Source organism: Escherichia sp. E1130, from assembly GCF_005781065.1.
Classification (GTDB): domain Bacteria; phylum Pseudomonadota; class Gammaproteobacteria; order Enterobacterales; family Enterobacteriaceae; genus Escherichia.
In genome coordinates this window covers 117,453-132,524 of sequence record NZ_VATL01000015.1, presented here as the reverse complement: position 1 = coordinate 132,524, position 15,072 = coordinate 117,453, and the positions used below count along the sequence as shown (strand labels likewise).

General features: G+C 50.5%; 13 protein-coding genes. 11 read left to right on the top strand and 2 right to left on the bottom strand.

The features are described from left to right. Window positions 1-24 precede the first annotated feature (24 nt). Entirely contained in the window at window positions 25-783 is a 759-nt protein-coding gene (gene loiP / locus FEK66_RS14285; RefSeq protein ID WP_135495038.1) for a metalloprotease LoiP, read from the bottom strand. 277 nt (window positions 784-1,060) lie between these two features. Here loiP and tkt point away from each other — a divergent pair, with 277 nt between their 5' ends. After that, window positions 1,061-3,052: a transketolase gene (tkt, locus tag FEK66_RS14275; RefSeq protein WP_000098613.1), complete on the top strand. Its 1,992-nt coding sequence runs from the start codon at window positions 1,061-1,063 to the stop codon at window positions 3,050-3,052. 219 nt (window positions 3,053-3,271) lie between these two features. Here tkt and FEK66_RS14270 read toward each other — a convergent pair whose 3' ends face one another. Then, window positions 3,272-4,180, bottom strand: a complete 909-nt coding sequence (locus FEK66_RS14270) for a prohibitin family protein (RefSeq protein ID WP_000646923.1) — start codon at window positions 4,178-4,180, stop codon at window positions 3,272-3,274. 377 nt (window positions 4,181-4,557) lie between these two features. Between FEK66_RS14270 and cmtB the strand changes: the two genes are divergently transcribed. From cmtB to mscS, 10 genes are all read left to right on the top strand, one after another. After that, window positions 4,558-5,001: a PTS mannitol transporter subunit IIA gene (gene cmtB / locus FEK66_RS14260; protein ID WP_135495037.1), complete on the top strand. Its 444-nt coding sequence runs from the start codon at window positions 4,558-4,560 to the stop codon at window positions 4,999-5,001. A 27-nt stretch (window positions 5,002-5,028) separates the two neighbouring features. Further along, window positions 5,029-6,408, top strand: coding sequence for a PTS mannitol transporter subunit IICB (cmtA, locus tag FEK66_RS14255; protein WP_135495036.1), 1,380 nt, complete (start codon window positions 5,029-5,031; stop codon window positions 6,406-6,408). Between the two features lie 14 nt (window positions 6,409-6,422). Further along, entirely contained in the window at window positions 6,423-7,700 is a 1,278-nt protein-coding gene (locus tag FEK66_RS14250; protein WP_131161972.1) for a zinc-binding dehydrogenase, read from the top strand. Beyond that, entirely contained in the window at window positions 7,697-8,662 is a 966-nt protein-coding gene (gene glpX / locus FEK66_RS14245; protein ID WP_131161973.1) for a class II fructose-bisphosphatase, read from the top strand. Before FEK66_RS14250 ends, glpX begins: the two co-directional genes overlap by 4 nt. 21 nt (window positions 8,663-8,683) lie before the next feature. Continuing rightward, complete coding sequence (gene fumE, locus FEK66_RS14240; RefSeq protein WP_130207875.1) at window positions 8,684-9,193, top strand: fumarase E; 510 nt, start codon at window positions 8,684-8,686, stop codon at window positions 9,191-9,193. Then, window positions 9,190-9,918, top strand: a complete 729-nt coding sequence (locus tag FEK66_RS14235) for a nucleoside/nucleotide kinase family protein (RefSeq protein WP_130259412.1) — start codon at window positions 9,190-9,192, stop codon at window positions 9,916-9,918. The genes fumE and FEK66_RS14235 overlap by 4 nt, the downstream gene beginning before the upstream one ends. Window positions 9,919-10,221: 303 nt before the next feature. Then, window positions 10,222-11,241: an erythrose-4-phosphate dehydrogenase gene (gene epd, locus FEK66_RS14230; protein WP_135490317.1), complete on the top strand. Its 1,020-nt coding sequence runs from the start codon at window positions 10,222-10,224 to the stop codon at window positions 11,239-11,241. A gap of 49 nt (window positions 11,242-11,290) precedes the next feature. After that, window positions 11,291-12,454: a phosphoglycerate kinase gene (gene pgk, locus FEK66_RS14225; RefSeq protein WP_135495035.1), complete on the top strand. Its 1,164-nt coding sequence runs from the start codon at window positions 11,291-11,293 to the stop codon at window positions 12,452-12,454. 141 nt (window positions 12,455-12,595) lie between these two features. Next, entirely contained in the window at window positions 12,596-13,675 is a 1,080-nt protein-coding gene (gene fbaA, locus FEK66_RS14220; protein ID WP_000034372.1) for a class II fructose-bisphosphate aldolase, read from the top strand. Between the two features lie 526 nt (window positions 13,676-14,201). After that, complete coding sequence (mscS, locus tag FEK66_RS14215) at window positions 14,202-15,059, top strand: small-conductance mechanosensitive channel MscS (protein ID WP_130259410.1); 858 nt, start codon at window positions 14,202-14,204, stop codon at window positions 15,057-15,059. Window positions 15,060-15,072 lie beyond the last annotated feature (13 nt).

Sequence of the window (15,072 nt, the reverse complement as noted above, 5' to 3'; positions counted from 1 at the left end):
CATTCCTGTCGGAGAAATATGAAATCACTTTATCCCATCCGCGCTCATACGATCGCGAATATGCTGGGCGCGTTCGGCGGATGCCGGATGGTCGTCAAACATTGAGCTTTGGCGGCCTTCTTCCAGTTTCGCCAGTTTTTCAAAGCTGGTGGCAAGGCCTGCCGGGCTGATGCCGCGTTGACGCAGCAAATCGTAGGAATAATCATCCGCCTCTGCTTCCTGGCGCTGGGAGAATTGCGAGTTGACTAATTTTTCGCCCAAGTCACCGAGTTGTGATTGCGATAAACTGCCGACAATCCCGCCCGCAGAGGCCGCAGCTACTCGTACGGCATTTGTACCAAGCGCTACCTGCATCCCTTTCTTCACATGGCCTAACGCCACATGGCCCATTTCATGGCCGATCACCGCTTCAACTTCGTTATCGGTCATCATATCCATCAGGCCGCTATAGACGCGGATACAGCCGTTTGCCATCGCAAAGGCATTCACATCCTTCGCCATATACACTTTGTAATTTACCGGCTGGCCGTTGATGTTATTTCCCAGCGCATTAGCAATAGTGGTCAGACGTTTAGCGTATTCGCTACCGTCTGGCGCAATCGTCGCCTTGCTGTCCATCTCCTGGCACGCCTGATCGCCCAGGGCTTTTACCTGCGCATCGCTCAAACTGTAAGCCTGAAAAGCTTCCGCTCCTGATGAGAGCAGTCCACTGGAGTCCATATTCTGGCAACCGGTCAGTACCGTTGCCATGCTCATTGCTACCAATAAGGCGCGAATTTTCATGTTTTCTCTTCCGCACAAGGTCAGGATTATTCTAAAAATGCGCCGTTTGCAGGTGAATCGACGCTCGTCCTAAGTATAAGAAAAAGCGCAGCGGACGGGCGAGCAGATTGCGCAACATGCGAGCATGATCCAGAGATTTCTGAAACGGCAAAAGGATGTTCCATGTACATGACGCGCGGCTTGCGGTAAATTGTTGGCAAATTTTCCGGCGTAGCCCAAAACGCGCTGTCGTCAAGTCGTTAAGGGCGTGCCCTTCATCATCCGATCTGGAGTCAAAATGTCCTCACGTAAAGAGCTTGCCAATGCTATTCGTGCGCTGAGCATGGACGCAGTACAGAAAGCCAAATCCGGTCACCCGGGCGCCCCGATGGGTATGGCTGACATTGCCGAAGTCCTGTGGCGTGATTTCCTGAAACACAACCCGCAGAATCCGTCCTGGGCTGACCGTGACCGCTTCGTGCTGTCCAACGGCCACGGCTCCATGCTGATCTACAGCTTGCTGCACCTCACCGGTTACGATCTGCCGATGGAAGAACTGAAAAACTTCCGTCAACTGCATTCCAAAACTCCGGGCCACCCGGAAGTGGGTTACACCGCTGGTGTGGAAACCACCACTGGTCCGCTGGGTCAGGGTATTGCCAACGCAGTCGGTATGGCGATTGCAGAAAAAACGCTGGCGGCGCAGTTTAACCGTCCGGGTCACGACATTGTCGACCACTACACCTACGCCTTCATGGGTGACGGCTGCATGATGGAAGGCATCTCCCACGAAGTTTGCTCTCTGGCGGGTACGCTGAAGCTGGGTAAACTGATTGCGTTCTACGATGACAACGGTATTTCTATCGATGGTCACGTTGAAGGCTGGTTTACCGACGACACCGCAATGCGTTTCGAAGCCTACGGCTGGCACGTTATTCGCGACATCGACGGTCATGACGCAGCATCCATCAAACGCGCAGTAGAAGAAGCGCGCGCAGTGACCGACAAACCGTCCCTGCTGATGTGCAAAACCATCATCGGTTTCGGTTCCCCGAACAAAGCCGGTACGCACGACTCCCACGGTGCGCCGCTGGGCGACGCTGAAATTGCCCTGACCCGCGAACAGCTGGGCTGGAAATATGCGCCGTTCGAAATCCCGTCTGAAATCTATGCTCAGTGGGATGCGAAAGAAGCAGGCCAGGCGAAAGAATCCGCATGGAACGAGAAATTCGCTGCTTACGCCAAAGCTTATCCGCAGGAAGCCGCTGAATTTACCCGTCGTATGAAAGGCGAGATGCCGTCTGACTTCGACGCGAAAGCGAAAGAATTCATCGCTAAACTGCAGGCTAATCCGGCGAAAATCGCCAGCCGTAAAGCGTCTCAGAATGCTATCGAAGCGTTCGGTCCGCTGTTGCCGGAATTCCTCGGCGGCTCCGCTGACCTGGCACCGTCTAACCTGACCCTGTGGTCTGGTTCTAAAGCAATCAACGAAGATGCTGCGGGTAACTACATCCACTACGGTGTTCGCGAGTTCGGTATGACCGCGATTGCTAACGGTATCTCCCTGCACGGTGGTTTCCTGCCGTACACCTCCACCTTCCTGATGTTCGTGGAATACGCACGTAATGCCGTACGTATGGCTGCGCTGATGAAACAGCGCCAGGTGATGGTTTACACCCACGACTCCATCGGTCTGGGCGAAGATGGCCCGACTCACCAGCCGGTAGAGCAGGTCGCTTCTCTGCGCGTGACCCCGAACATGTCTACATGGCGTCCGTGTGACCAGGTTGAATCCGCGGTCGCGTGGAAATACGGCGTTGAGCGTCAGGACGGCCCGACCGCGCTGATCCTCTCCCGTCAGAACCTGGCGCAGCAGGAACGTACTGAAGAGCAGCTGGCAAACATCGCGCGCGGTGGTTATGTGCTGAAAGACTGTGCCGGTCAGCCGGAACTGATCTTCATCGCCACCGGTTCTGAAGTTGAACTGGCGGTTGCTGCCTACGAAAAACTGACTGCCGAAGGCGTGAAAGCGCGCGTGGTTTCCATGCCGTCTACTGATGCATTCGACAAACAGGATGCGGCTTACCGTGAATCTGTACTGCCGAAAGCGGTTACTGCTCGTGTTGCAGTAGAAGCAGGCATTGCTGACTACTGGTACAAGTATGTTGGCCTGAATGGCGCTATCGTCGGTATGACCACCTTCGGTGAATCTGCTCCGGCTGAACTGCTGTTTGAAGAGTTCGGCTTCACCGTTGACAACGTTGTTGCGAAAGCAAAAGCGTTGCTGTAATCGGTAAGATGCTTTGTGAGAAGGGCCGCGAAAGCGGCCCTTCAGATTATTGGCAAAGTGCGCGTTGTTCATGTCGGATGCGGCGTGAACGCCTTATCCGACCTACAAGATCGTGCAAATTCAATATATTGCAGGAAGTATGTAGGCCTGATAAGCGTAGCGCATCAGGCAGTTTTGCCTTTGCCATCATTCTCAAGGGCCGCGAAAGCGGCCCTTTTTTTACTTAGTAGAGATAAACGGAACTGTGCTGCCGGGGATCATGGTATCGGGCAGCTTACCGTCCCAACGCTCAGCAGTGGTGAGGGCAACAAGTCCGGGATTATCTCGCAGGGCTTCCCCGCGCAGGCGGATAGCTTCTGCTTCAGCCGCACTTTTTAAACGAATAGTTTCAGCTTCGGCCGCGCCTCTTACGCGAATAGTCTCCGCTTCTGCTTTGGCTGCCGCCAGTTTACTGTCTGCTTCTGCCTGGGCCTGAGTTACCGCAATTTGCGCCTGGATTTTCTCTGTTTCCAGATTTTGCTTACGTGTGGCAATGGCGACTTCCGCTTTCATTCGATCTTCAATCGACTTTTCATAAGCGTCAGAAAAATCGATGTTTTCAATCTGGACCCCGTCAATTACCACTGGCCCAACAACGGCTTTGCGCATGGCATTTTGCAGATCCTGAACCAGTTTTGTACGATCCTGTACGGCGCTGATGGCGGTATATTGACCGAAAACGTTCTCCAGTTGAGTTGGCAACTGACGGACAATCAGACGATCTTTTAATGCTTCAATGGTGTTGTAGGTGGTATAAACCGCGCCTGCTTCTGAAGGTTTTATGTGGAAGCTGACTGATACTGTCATTTGTGCCGGTTGCTGGTCGCGGCTGTAGGCCTGTAATCCCTGATAGACCACAGCCTGATTACGCGTGGAAATTTTCTCCACGCTTTCCATAAAAGGGATCTTAAAACCCAGACCCGGCTCGGCAACTTTTACGATTTTTCCGTAGCGCAGCAAAATGCCGCGTTCACCTTCATTAACGGTGTAATACGAGAGAAATGGCAGCACAACCACGGCAAGCACGCCAATGGCGATAGCAATAGATTTTTGTGGGCGGAATGAGGTTATTGAAACAGGTGCTTTCATGACAATCTTCCTTGAGTAAAGTGTGGGAATATGTCACATGAGGGGAGGAGAAAACAGCCGACAGGTGAGAATTCAGAATCTATAAAGGGGTATAGCGAAAAAACATTGCATTAGAAAAGTATGTTTTCGAACATTCAATAAATAAAAAGAGAGATGCATCACAAATACAATAACAAACAAAATGTTGATTTTGTGATAAACATACCAAATACAAAGTTGACTTTAATAATATCAATCTCATCTTGTTGTTATTTAATGTTTTATTATTTTGCCTTATGAGGCTTGTCCTCTCAGACGCTCAATTGCTTTCATTAAACCGCACGAGTATTTTATTTTTACCGCCGGACGGTACCCTAAAAATAAAATAAGGATAATTTATGCGGCTTATTGATTATTTTCCAGAATCATCAATCTCAGTTATACATTCAGCAAAAGGCTGGCAGGAAGCTATCGATTTTTCGATGGCATCATTGCTGGATAAAAACTATATCAGCGAGAATTACATTCAGGCTATTAAAGATTCCACCATTAGCAATGGTCCTTATTATATTCTCGCACCAGGCGTGGCGATGCCTCATGCGCGACCGGAATGTGGGGCGCTTAAAACCGGGATGTCACTGACATTACTCGAACGACCAGTGTATTTCCCGGGGAATGACGAACCGATTAAATTACTCATCGGGCTTTCGGCTGCCGATGCTGATTCGCACATTGGCGCTATTCAGGCGTTAAGTGAATTACTGTGCGAAGAAGAAATACGCGAACAACTCTTAACAGCATCATCAGAAAAACAATTAGCGGACATAATCAACCGCGGATAATTACTCTCTCCTCTACAGGATTATATTATGGAAAACAAGTCTGCTCGTGCAAAGGTCCAGGCTTTTGGGGGCTTTTTGACTGCAATGGTCATCCCCAATATTGGTGCTTTTATTGCCTGGGGTTTTATTACTGCATTATTTATTCCTACTGGTTGGCTGCCTAACGAACATTTCGCCAAAATTGTCGGCCCGATGATTACCTATTTATTGCCCGTGATGATTGGTTCTACAGGTGGTCATCTGGTCGGTGGTAAACGCGGTGCGGTCATGGGCGGAATAGGGACGATTGGCGTTATTGTCGGTGCTGAAATTCCGATGTTCCTTGGCTCAATGATCATGGGACCGTTAGGTGGGCTGGTCATAAAATATATCGATAAAGCACTGGAAAAACGCATACCTGCTGGTTTTGAGATGGTTATCAATAACTTCTCATTAGGTATTGCGGGGATGCTCCTTTGTCTGCTGGGTTTTGAAGTCATCGGCCCGGCGGTGTTAATTGCCAATACTTTCGTCAAAGAGTGTATTGAAGCACTGGTACATGCAGGCTATCTGCCTTTGCTGTCAGTCATCAATGAACCGGCGAAAGTGCTTTTCCTCAATAACGCGATAGATCAGGGTGTCTATTACCCGTTGGGGATGCAACAGGCATCAGTTAATGGCAAATCCATCTTCTTTATGGTGGCGTCCAACCCTGGGCCTGGCTTAGGACTGCTGCTGGCATTCACTCTGTTTGGTAAAGGGATGAGTAAGCGCTCTGCACCTGGTGCGATGATTATTCACTTCCTCGGTGGGATCCACGAACTGTATTTCCCGTATGTGCTGATGAAGCCGTTGACCATTATCGCCATGATTGCGGGCGGTATGTCTGGCACCTGGATGTTTAATTTGCTGGACGGTGGTCTGGTGGCAGGCCCAAGCCCAGGTTCTATCTTTGCTTACCTGGCGCTGACGCCGAAAGGCTCGTTCCTGGCGACAATTGCCGGAGTTACGGTAGGCACGCTGGTGTCCTTTGTCATCACTTCCCTGATACTGAAGATGGAAAAAACAGTGGACGAAGATGAATTTACCGAGTCAGCCAATGCGGTTAAAGCAATGAAGCAGGAAGGCGCATTCTCGTTAAGCCGTGTTAAGCGTATTGCCTTTGTTTGCGATGCAGGGATGGGCTCCAGCGCGATGGGCGCAACCACCTTCCGTAAACGTCTGGAAAAAGCAGGGCTGGCAATAGAAGTAAAACATTACGCCATAGAAAACGTGCCTGCGGATGCGGATATCGTCGTCACTCACGCCAGCCTTGAAGGGCGAGTGAAGCGCGTGACGGATAAGCCGCTGATATTAATTAATAACTATATCGGTGACCCGAAACTCGACACTTTATTTAATCAATTAACCGCCGAACATAAAAACTGATTGCAGAGGTAAAAATGAAAACCAAAGTTGCTGCTATTTATGGCAAGCGGGATGTCCGTCTGCGCGAATTTGAATTGCCAGAAATTACCGATAATGAACTTTTGGTGAGTGTAATTTCTGACAGCGTCTGTTTATCGACCTGGAAAGCGGCGTTACTCGGTAGTGAACATAAACGCGTACCCGACGATTTAGAAAATCATCCGGTCATTACCGGGCATGAATGTGCCGGGGTTATTGTCGAAGTGGGTAAAAATCTCACCGACAAATATAAAAAAGGTCAGCGTTTTGTATTGCAACCGGCGATGGGGTTACCAAGCGGATATTCAGCGGGCTACAGCTACGAATATTTTGGCGGTAACGCCACCTATATGATTATTCCAGAGGTAGCCATTAATTTGGGCTGCGTATTACCGTATCACGGCTCTTATTTTGCTGCGGCGTCGCTGGCAGAGCCTATGTGCTGCATTATTGGCGCTTATCATGCCAATTATCACACCACGCAATATGTTTATGAGCATCGCATGGGCGTCAAACCTGGCGGCAATATTGCACTGCTGGCGTGTGCAGGTCCGATGGGAATTGGCGCTATCGATTATGCCATTAACGGCGGCATACAACCGTCGCGGGTGGTGGTGGTCGATATCGACGACAAACGTCTGGCGCAGGTGCAGAAGTTGCTGCCAGTGGAGCTGGCGGCCAGTAAAGGCATTGAGCTGGTGTATGTGAATACCAAAGGGATGAGCGATCCTGTCCAGATGCTACGGGCGCTGACGGATGATGTCGGGTTCGATGACATTTTTGTTTATGCGGCGGTGCCTGCTGTTGTTGAAATGGCGGATGAATTACTGGCGGAAGATGGCTGCCTGAACTTCTTTGCCGGTCCGACGGATAAAAACTTCAAAGTGCCGTTTAATTTCTACAACGTCCATTACAACAGCACGCACGTCGTCGGTACATCCGGTGGTTCAACGGATGACATGAAAGAGGCTATTGCCCTTAGCGCCACGGGGCAGTTGCAGCCGTCGTTTATGGTAACCCATATCGGTGGCCTGGATGCGGTGCCAGAAACCGTGCTCAATCTGCCGGATATCCCAGGCGGTAAAAAACTCATTTATAACGGCGTCACCATGCCGCTCACTGCCATTGCCGATTTTGCCGAAAAAGGCAAAACCGATCCGCTGTTTAAAGAGCTGGCGCGGCTGGTTGAGGAAACGCACGGCATCTGGAATGAACAGGCCGAGAAATATCTGCTGGCGCAATTTGGCGTTGATATTGGGGAGGCCGCGCAATGATGTTCCTGGCGTGGCCATTATTTCGCGTTACGGAACAGGCAGCGCTGGCTGCCTGGCCGCAAACCGGCTGTGGCGACAAAAATAAAATTGATGGCCTGGCGGTCACCGCGATGCGCCAGGCGTTGAACGACGTCGCTTTTCGTGGGCGAGTGGTTATCGGCGAGGGAGAAATTGACCATGCGCCGATGCTGTGGATTGGCGAAGAGGTGGGCAAAGGCGATGGGCCAGAAGTCGATATCGCGGTTGATCCCATTGAAGGCACGCGGATGGTGGCGATGGGGCAGAGCAATGCGCTGGCGGTCATGGCTTTCGCCCCTCGAGATAGCCTGTTACATGCGCCCGATATGTATATGAAAAAGCTGGTTGTTAATCGACTGGCTGCCGGGGTGATTGATCTGTCTTTGCCCCTGGCGGACAACCTGCGCAACGTGGCGAAAGCGTTAGGCAAACCGCTGGACAAGCTGCGCATGGTTACGCTGGATAAACCGCGCCTGAGAGCCGCAATTGAGGAAGCAACACAGCTGGGCGTGAAGGTTTTTGCCCTGCCGGATGGCGATGTCGCCGCCAGCGTGCTGACCTGCTGGCAGGATAATCCTTACGATGTGATGTACACCATCGGTGGCGCACCGGAAGGCGTTATTTCTGCCTGTGCTGTTAAAGCGTTGGGTGGGGATATGCAGGCGGAATTAATCGATTTTTGCCAGGCCAAAGGTGACTACACCGAAAATCGGCAAATCGCAGAACAGGAGCGTAAGCGTTGTAAGGATATGGGTGTTGAAGTCAACCGTGTGTACTCACTCGACGAACTGGTGAGGGGGAACGATATCCTCTTTAGCGCTACGGGCGTGACGAGCGGCGAGCTGGTGAACGGTATCCAACAGACGGCGAATGGGGTGCGGACGCAGACATTACTGATCGGCGGCGCGGACCAAACGTGTAATATAATAGACTCCCTGCATTGATGGTGATCTATCGGAAGACGAATGGCGACGCTGACAGAAGATGATGTGCTTGAGCAACTGGACGCACAGGACAATTTATTGTCATTTATGAAAACTGCGCATTCTATTTTGCTCCTGGGGATACGCCAGTTTCTGCCGTCGCTGTTTGTCGATAACGATGAAGAGATCGTCGAATATGCAGTGAAGCCGTTACTCGCCCAAAGCGGCCCGCTTGACGATATTGATGTTGCGCTGCGTTTGATTTATGCGTTGGGGAAAATGGATAAATGGCTGTATGCCGATATCACGCACTTTTCCCAGTTCTGGCATTACCTGAACGAACAGGATGAAACGCCCGGATTTACCGATGATATAACCTGGGATTTTATCAGCAACGTCAATAGCATAACCCGCAATGCGACGCTCTATGATGCGTTAAAAGCGATGAAGTTCGCCGATTTCGCCGTCTGGTCAGAGGCGCGTTTTAGCGGGATGGTCAAAACGGCGCTGACGCTGGCAGTAACGACAACTTTAAAGGAATTAACGCCGTGAAAATCGAACTGACGGTAAATGGACTAAAGGTACAGGCGCAGTACTCTGATGATGAAATTGAGAATGTACATAAACCGCTACTGCGTATGCTGGCGGCCTTACAGGCGGTAAATCCGCAGCGACGTACGGTGGTTTTTCTTTGCGCTCCGCCGGGGACGGGTAAATCTACATTAACTACCTTCTGGGAATATCTCGCGCAACAAGACCCTGAATTACCCACTATCCAGACGCTGCCGATGGATGGTTTTCACCATTACAATAGCTGGCTGGATGCGCATCAATTACGCCCCTTCAAAGGTGCACCAGAGACATTCGACGTTGCGAAACTGGCGGAAAATCTGTGCCAGGTCGTGGAAGGGGATTGTACGTGGCCGCAGTACGATCGACAAAAACATGATCCGGTAGAAGATGCGTTGCACGTTACCGCACCAATAATCATCGTCGAAGGAAACTGGTTGTTGCTGGATGATGAGAAGTGGCGCCAGCTTGCGCAATTTTGTGATTTTTCGATCTTTATCAACGCGCCCGCAGCTGCATTGCGTGAACGGCTGGTGGGGCGCAAGCTGGCGGGGGGGTTATCGCTGGCAGACGCAGAAGCCTTTTATGAACGTACCGACGGTCCGAATGTTCGCCGGGTGCTTGAAGAGAGTCTGCCTGCAAATTTGACCTTAATGATGACAGCTACGGGTGAATATCGACGCTGCATCAGTCATATTCTGATATAAGTCAGGGTTTATGACGGCACAACGAAAAGATTTTGCTACGCTTATTCGTGATTCTGCAAAGTGGAATAAATTCCAACGCATCAGGCCGGAAAACGTGACGCAAGTCAGATAATTGTCTTCTTTGACTGGACAATCATTCCTTTTATTCCATGTTTCGCTTATCCTAGCTGAAGCGTTTCAGTCGATTAAATGTTCGACAATTAACCAATCAGTCGCAGTTTGCGACAGGTAAGGTTTCCCCGAACGATTTGCTGGATTACTCTGTCTGGCAAATTTGCTCAGGGAAAGCCTTGCAGGAGATCTATGACCGTACGCGTAGCGATAAATGGCTTCGGTCGCATCGGGCGTAATGTGGTTCGTGCTTTGTATGAATCAGGACGCCGGGCGGAAATTACCGTGGTGGCAATCAACGAACTGGCGGATGCTGCGGGCATGGCGCATTTGTTGAAATATGACACCAGTCATGGCCGTTTTGCATGGGAAGTCCGTGAGGAACGTGATCAACTTTTTGTTGGGGATGATGCCATCCGCGTATTGCATGAACGTTCACTGCAATCGCTTCCCTGGCGTGAACTAGGCGTTGATGTGGTTCTCGACTGCACCGGCGTATATGGCACCCGCGAGCATGGCGAAGCGCACATTGCCGCCGGGGCCAAAAAAGTGCTCTTTTCACATCCTGGCAGTAACGATCTCGACGCGACCGTTGTTTACGGCGTCAATCAGGATCAACTTCGTGCGGAACACCGCATCGTTTCTAACGCTTCCTGTACCACGAATTGCATAATTCCTGTCATCAAATTGTTGGATGATGCGTACGGTATTGAGTCCGGCACTGTGACTACAATTCACTCCGCCATGCACGATCAACAGGTTATTGATGCATACCATCCTGACCTGCGCCGCACCCGGGCAGCCAGCCAGTCGATCATTCCGGTCGATACCAAACTGGCCGCCGGTATCACACGATTTTTTCCGCAATTTAACGATCGCTTTGAAGCGATTGCGGTGCGTGTGCCAACCATAAATGTGACGGCAATCGATTTAAGCGTGACGGTGAAGAAACCTGTAAAAGCCAATGAAGTCAACCTGTTGCTGCAAAAAGCAGCACAAGATGCATTTCATGGTATAGTTGACTATACGGAATTACCGTTGGTCTCTGTAGATTTTAACCACGATCCGCACAGTGCCATTGTCGATGGCACCCAAACCCGGGTCAGTGGCGCACACCTGATCAAAACGTTGGTCTGGTGCGATAACGAATGGGGCTTTGCTAACCGAATGCTCGACACGACGTTAGCTATGGCTACTGTTGCTTTCAGGTAAGACGCAAGCAGCGTCTGCAAAACTTTTAGAATCAACGAGAGGATTCACCATGTCTGTAATTAAGATGACCGATCTGGATCTTGCTGGGAAACGTGTATTTATCCGTGCGGATCTGAACGTACCAGTAAAAGACGGGAAAGTAACCAGCGACGCGCGTATCCGTGCTTCTCTGCCGACCATCGAACTGGCCCTGAAACAAGGCGCGAAAGTGATGGTAACTTCCCACCTGGGTCGTCCTACCGAAGGCGAGTACAACGAAGAATTCTCTCTGCTGCCGGTTGTTAACTACCTGAAAGACAAACTGTCTAACCCGGTTCGTCTGGTTAAAGATTACCTCGACGGCGTTGACGTTGCTGAAGGTGAACTGGTTGTTCTGGAAAACGTTCGCTTCAACAAAGGCGAGAAGAAAGACGACGAAGCCCTGTCCAAAAAATACGCTGCACTGTGTGACGTGTTCGTAATGGACGCATTCGGTACTGCTCACCGCGCGCAAGCTTCTACTCACGGTATCGGTAAATTCGCTGATGTTGCGTGCGCAGGCCCGCTGCTGGCAGCTGAACTGGACGCGCTGGGTAAAGCACTGAAAGAACCTGCTCGCCCGATGGTGGCTATCGTTGGTGGTTCTAAAGTATCTACCAAACTGACCGTTCTGGACTCCCTGTCTAAAATCGCTGACCAGTTGATCGTAGGTGGTGGTATCGCTAACACCTTTATCGCGGCACAAGGCCACGATGTGGGTAAATCCCTGTACGAAGCTGACCTGGTTGACGAAGCAAAACGTCTGCTGACCACCTGCAACATCCCGGTTCCGTCAGATGTTCGCGTAGCGACTGAGTTCTCTGAAACCGCTCCGGCTACCCTGAAATCTGTTAACGATGTGAAAGCTGACGAGCAGATCCTGGATATCGGTGATGCTTCCGCTCAGGAACTGGCTGAAATCCTGAAGAATGCGAAAACCATTCTGTGGAACGGTCCGGTTGGCGTGTTCGAATTCCCGAACTTCCGCAAAGGTACTGAAATCGTGGCTAACGCTATCGCAGACAGCGAAGCGTTCTCCATCGCTGGCGGCGGCGACACTCTGGCAGCAATCGACCTGTTCGGCATTGCTGACAAAATCTCCTACATCTCCACTGGCGGCGGCGCATTCCTCGAATTCGTGGAAGGTAAAGTACTGCCTGCAGTAGCGATGCTCGAAGAGCGCGCTAAGAAGTAAAAAATCACAGGGCAGGGAAACCTGCCCTTGTTGCAGCGCGCTTTTAAAGCACGCACTTTTTCATACTCTAAATAATTCGAGTTGCAGCACAGCAACTTGAGGTATGGCGAGTATAAGGCCCGACGATACAGGACAAGAGACATGTCTAAGATTTTTGATTTCGTAAAACCTGGCGTAATTACTGGTGATGACGTACAGAAAGTTTTCCAGGTAGCAAAAGAAAACAACTTCGCACTGCCAGCAGTAAACTGCGTCGGTACTGACTCCATCAACGCCGTACTGGAAACCGCTGCTAAAGTTAAAGCGCCGGTTATCGTTCAGTTCTCCAACGGTGGTGCTTCCTTTATCGCTGGTAAAGGCGTGAAATCTGACGTTCCGCAGGGCGCTGCTATCCTGGGTGCGATCTCTGGTGCGCATCACGTTCACCAGATGGCTGAACACTATGGTGTTCCGGTTATCCTGCATACCGACCACTGCGCGAAGAAACTGCTGCCGTGGATCGACGGTCTGCTGGACGCGGGTGAAAAACACTTCGCTGCTACCGGTAAGCCGCTGTTCTCTTCTCACATGATCGACCTGTCTGAAGAATCTCTGCAAGAGAACATCGAAATCTGCTCTAAATACCTGGAGCGCATGTCCAAAATCGGCATGACTCTGGAAATCGAACTGGGTTGCACCGGTGGTGAAGAAGACGGCGTGGACAACAGCCACATGGACGCTTCTGCACTGTACACCCAGCCGGAAGACGTTGATTACGCATACACCGAGCTGAGCAAAATCAGCCCGCGTTTCACCATCGCAGCGTCCTTTGGTAACGTACACGGTGTTTACAAGCCGGGTAACGTTGTTCTGACCCCGACCATCCTGCGCGACTCTCAGGAATATGTTTCTAAGAAACACAACCTGCCGCACAACAGCCTGAACTTCGTATTCCACGGCGGTTCCGGTTCTACTGCTCAGGAAATCAAAGACTCCGTAAGCTACGGTGTAGTTAAAATGAACATCGATACCGACACCCAATGGGCGACCTGGGAAGGTGTACTGAACTACTACAAAGCGAACGAAGCTTACCTGCAGGGCCAGCTGGGCAACCCGAAAGGCGAAGATCAGCCGAACAAGAAATACTACGATCCGCGCGTATGGCTGCGTGCCGGTCAGACTTCGATGATCGCTCGTCTGGAAAAAGCATTCCAGGAACTGAACGCGATCGACGTTCTGTAAGATATTCCTTTCTGCTTATCTCAAGGCCCGCTCTGCGGGTCTTTTTTTCGCCAAAAGCAAAATTGCCTGATGCGCTACGCTTATCAGGCCTACACGTATCCTGCAATATATTGAATTTGCAGGTTTTTGTAGGTCGGATAAGGCGTTCACGCCGCATCCGGCATGACAAAGCGCTCTTTGTCATCTGTCTGAGGCCCGCTCTGCGGGTCTTTTTTTCGCCAAAAGCAAAATTGCCTGATGCGCTACGCTTATCAGGCCTACACGTATCCTGCAATATATTGAATTTCCAGGTTTTTGTAGGTCGGATAAGGCGTTCACGCCGCATCCGGCATGACAAAGCGCTCATTGTCATCTGTCTGAGGCTCGCTCTGCGGACCTTTTTTTCGCCAAAAGCAAGGTGATGTACTTAAGAAAACTGTGATCTATTTGGCAAAATTATGCTTTATTGTTTACCCTTGTCAGACTGCCCGTCGTGAGGCGGCGGAGTATGTTTCTCCAATTTAAGTCAGTTGAAAAGGAATATTGAATGGAAGATTTGAAAGTTGTCGATAGCATAAATGGCGCAGGATCCTGGTTGGTAAATAACCAGGCGCTGTTGCTGAGTTATGCTGTAAACATCGTGGCGGCACTCGCGATCATCATCGTTGGTTTGATTATCGCGCGGATGATTTCCAACGCGGTGAATCGCCTGATGATCTCCCGTAACATAGATGCCACCGTTGCTGATTTTCTTTCTGCATTAATCCGTTACGCAATTATCGCCTTTACGTTAATTGCAGCACTGGGCCGCGTGGGCGTACAAACCGCATCGGTCATTGCCGTACTCGGTGCCGCAGGTTTAGCTGTAGGTCTGGCCTTGCAGGGGTCACTATCTAACCTGGCTGCTGGCGTTTTGCTGGTTATGTTCCGCCCGTTCCGTGCAGGAGAATATGTTGACCTCGGCGGCGTTGCCGGTACTGTGCAGAGTGTGCAGATTTTCTCCACCACCATGCGTACCGCAGACGGTAAAATAATTGTTATTCCGAACGGTAAAATTATTGCCGGTAATATTATTAACTTCTCTCGTGAGCCGGCGCGCCGTAACGAATTTATTATTGGCGTAGCGTATGATTCTGATATCGATCAGGTTAAGCAGATCCTTACCGATATTATTCAGTCCGAAGATCGTATTTTAAAAGATCGTGAAATTACAGTACGCCTGAACGAACTTGGCGCATCGTCGATTAATTTCGTCGTGCGTGCCTGGAGCAACAGTGGCGATCTGCAAAACGTGTACTGGGATGTGCTGGAACGTATTAAACGTGAATTTGATGCTGCTGGTATCAGCTTCCCGTATCCGCAAATGGATGTGAACTTCAAGCGGGTGAAAGAGAGCAATAGTTAATTATGTAATGAGG

Excerpts from the sequence above, each read along its gene's own strand:
- mscS (WP_130259410.1), top strand. The coding sequence starts at position 14,202 with ATGGAAGATTTGAAAGTTGTCGATAGCATAAATGGCGCAGGATCCTGG.
- epd (WP_135490317.1), top strand. The coding sequence starts at position 10,222 with ATGACCGTACGCGTAGCGATAAATGGCTTCGGTCGCATCGGGCGTAAT.
- cmtB (WP_135495037.1), top strand. The coding sequence starts at position 4,558 with ATGCGGCTTATTGATTATTTTCCAGAATCATCAATCTCAGTTATACAT.
- tkt (WP_000098613.1), top strand. The coding sequence starts at position 1,061 with ATGTCCTCACGTAAAGAGCTTGCCAATGCTATTCGTGCGCTGAGCATG.
- cmtA (WP_135495036.1), top strand. The coding sequence starts at position 5,029 with ATGGAAAACAAGTCTGCTCGTGCAAAGGTCCAGGCTTTTGGGGGCTTT.
- fumE (WP_130207875.1), top strand. The coding sequence starts at position 8,684 with ATGGCGACGCTGACAGAAGATGATGTGCTTGAGCAACTGGACGCACAG.
- loiP (WP_135495038.1), bottom strand. The coding sequence starts at position 783 with ATGAAAATTCGCGCCTTATTGGTAGCAATGAGCATGGCAACGGTACTG.
- FEK66_RS14270 (WP_000646923.1), bottom strand. The coding sequence starts at position 4,180 with ATGAAAGCACCTGTTTCAATAACCTCATTCCGCCCACAAAAATCTATT.
- fbaA (WP_000034372.1), top strand. The coding sequence starts at position 12,596 with ATGTCTAAGATTTTTGATTTCGTAAAACCTGGCGTAATTACTGGTGAT.
- pgk (WP_135495035.1), top strand. The coding sequence starts at position 11,291 with ATGTCTGTAATTAAGATGACCGATCTGGATCTTGCTGGGAAACGTGTA.
- FEK66_RS14250 (WP_131161972.1), top strand. The coding sequence starts at position 6,423 with ATGAAAACCAAAGTTGCTGCTATTTATGGCAAGCGGGATGTCCGTCTG.
- glpX (WP_131161973.1), top strand. The coding sequence starts at position 7,697 with ATGATGTTCCTGGCGTGGCCATTATTTCGCGTTACGGAACAGGCAGCG.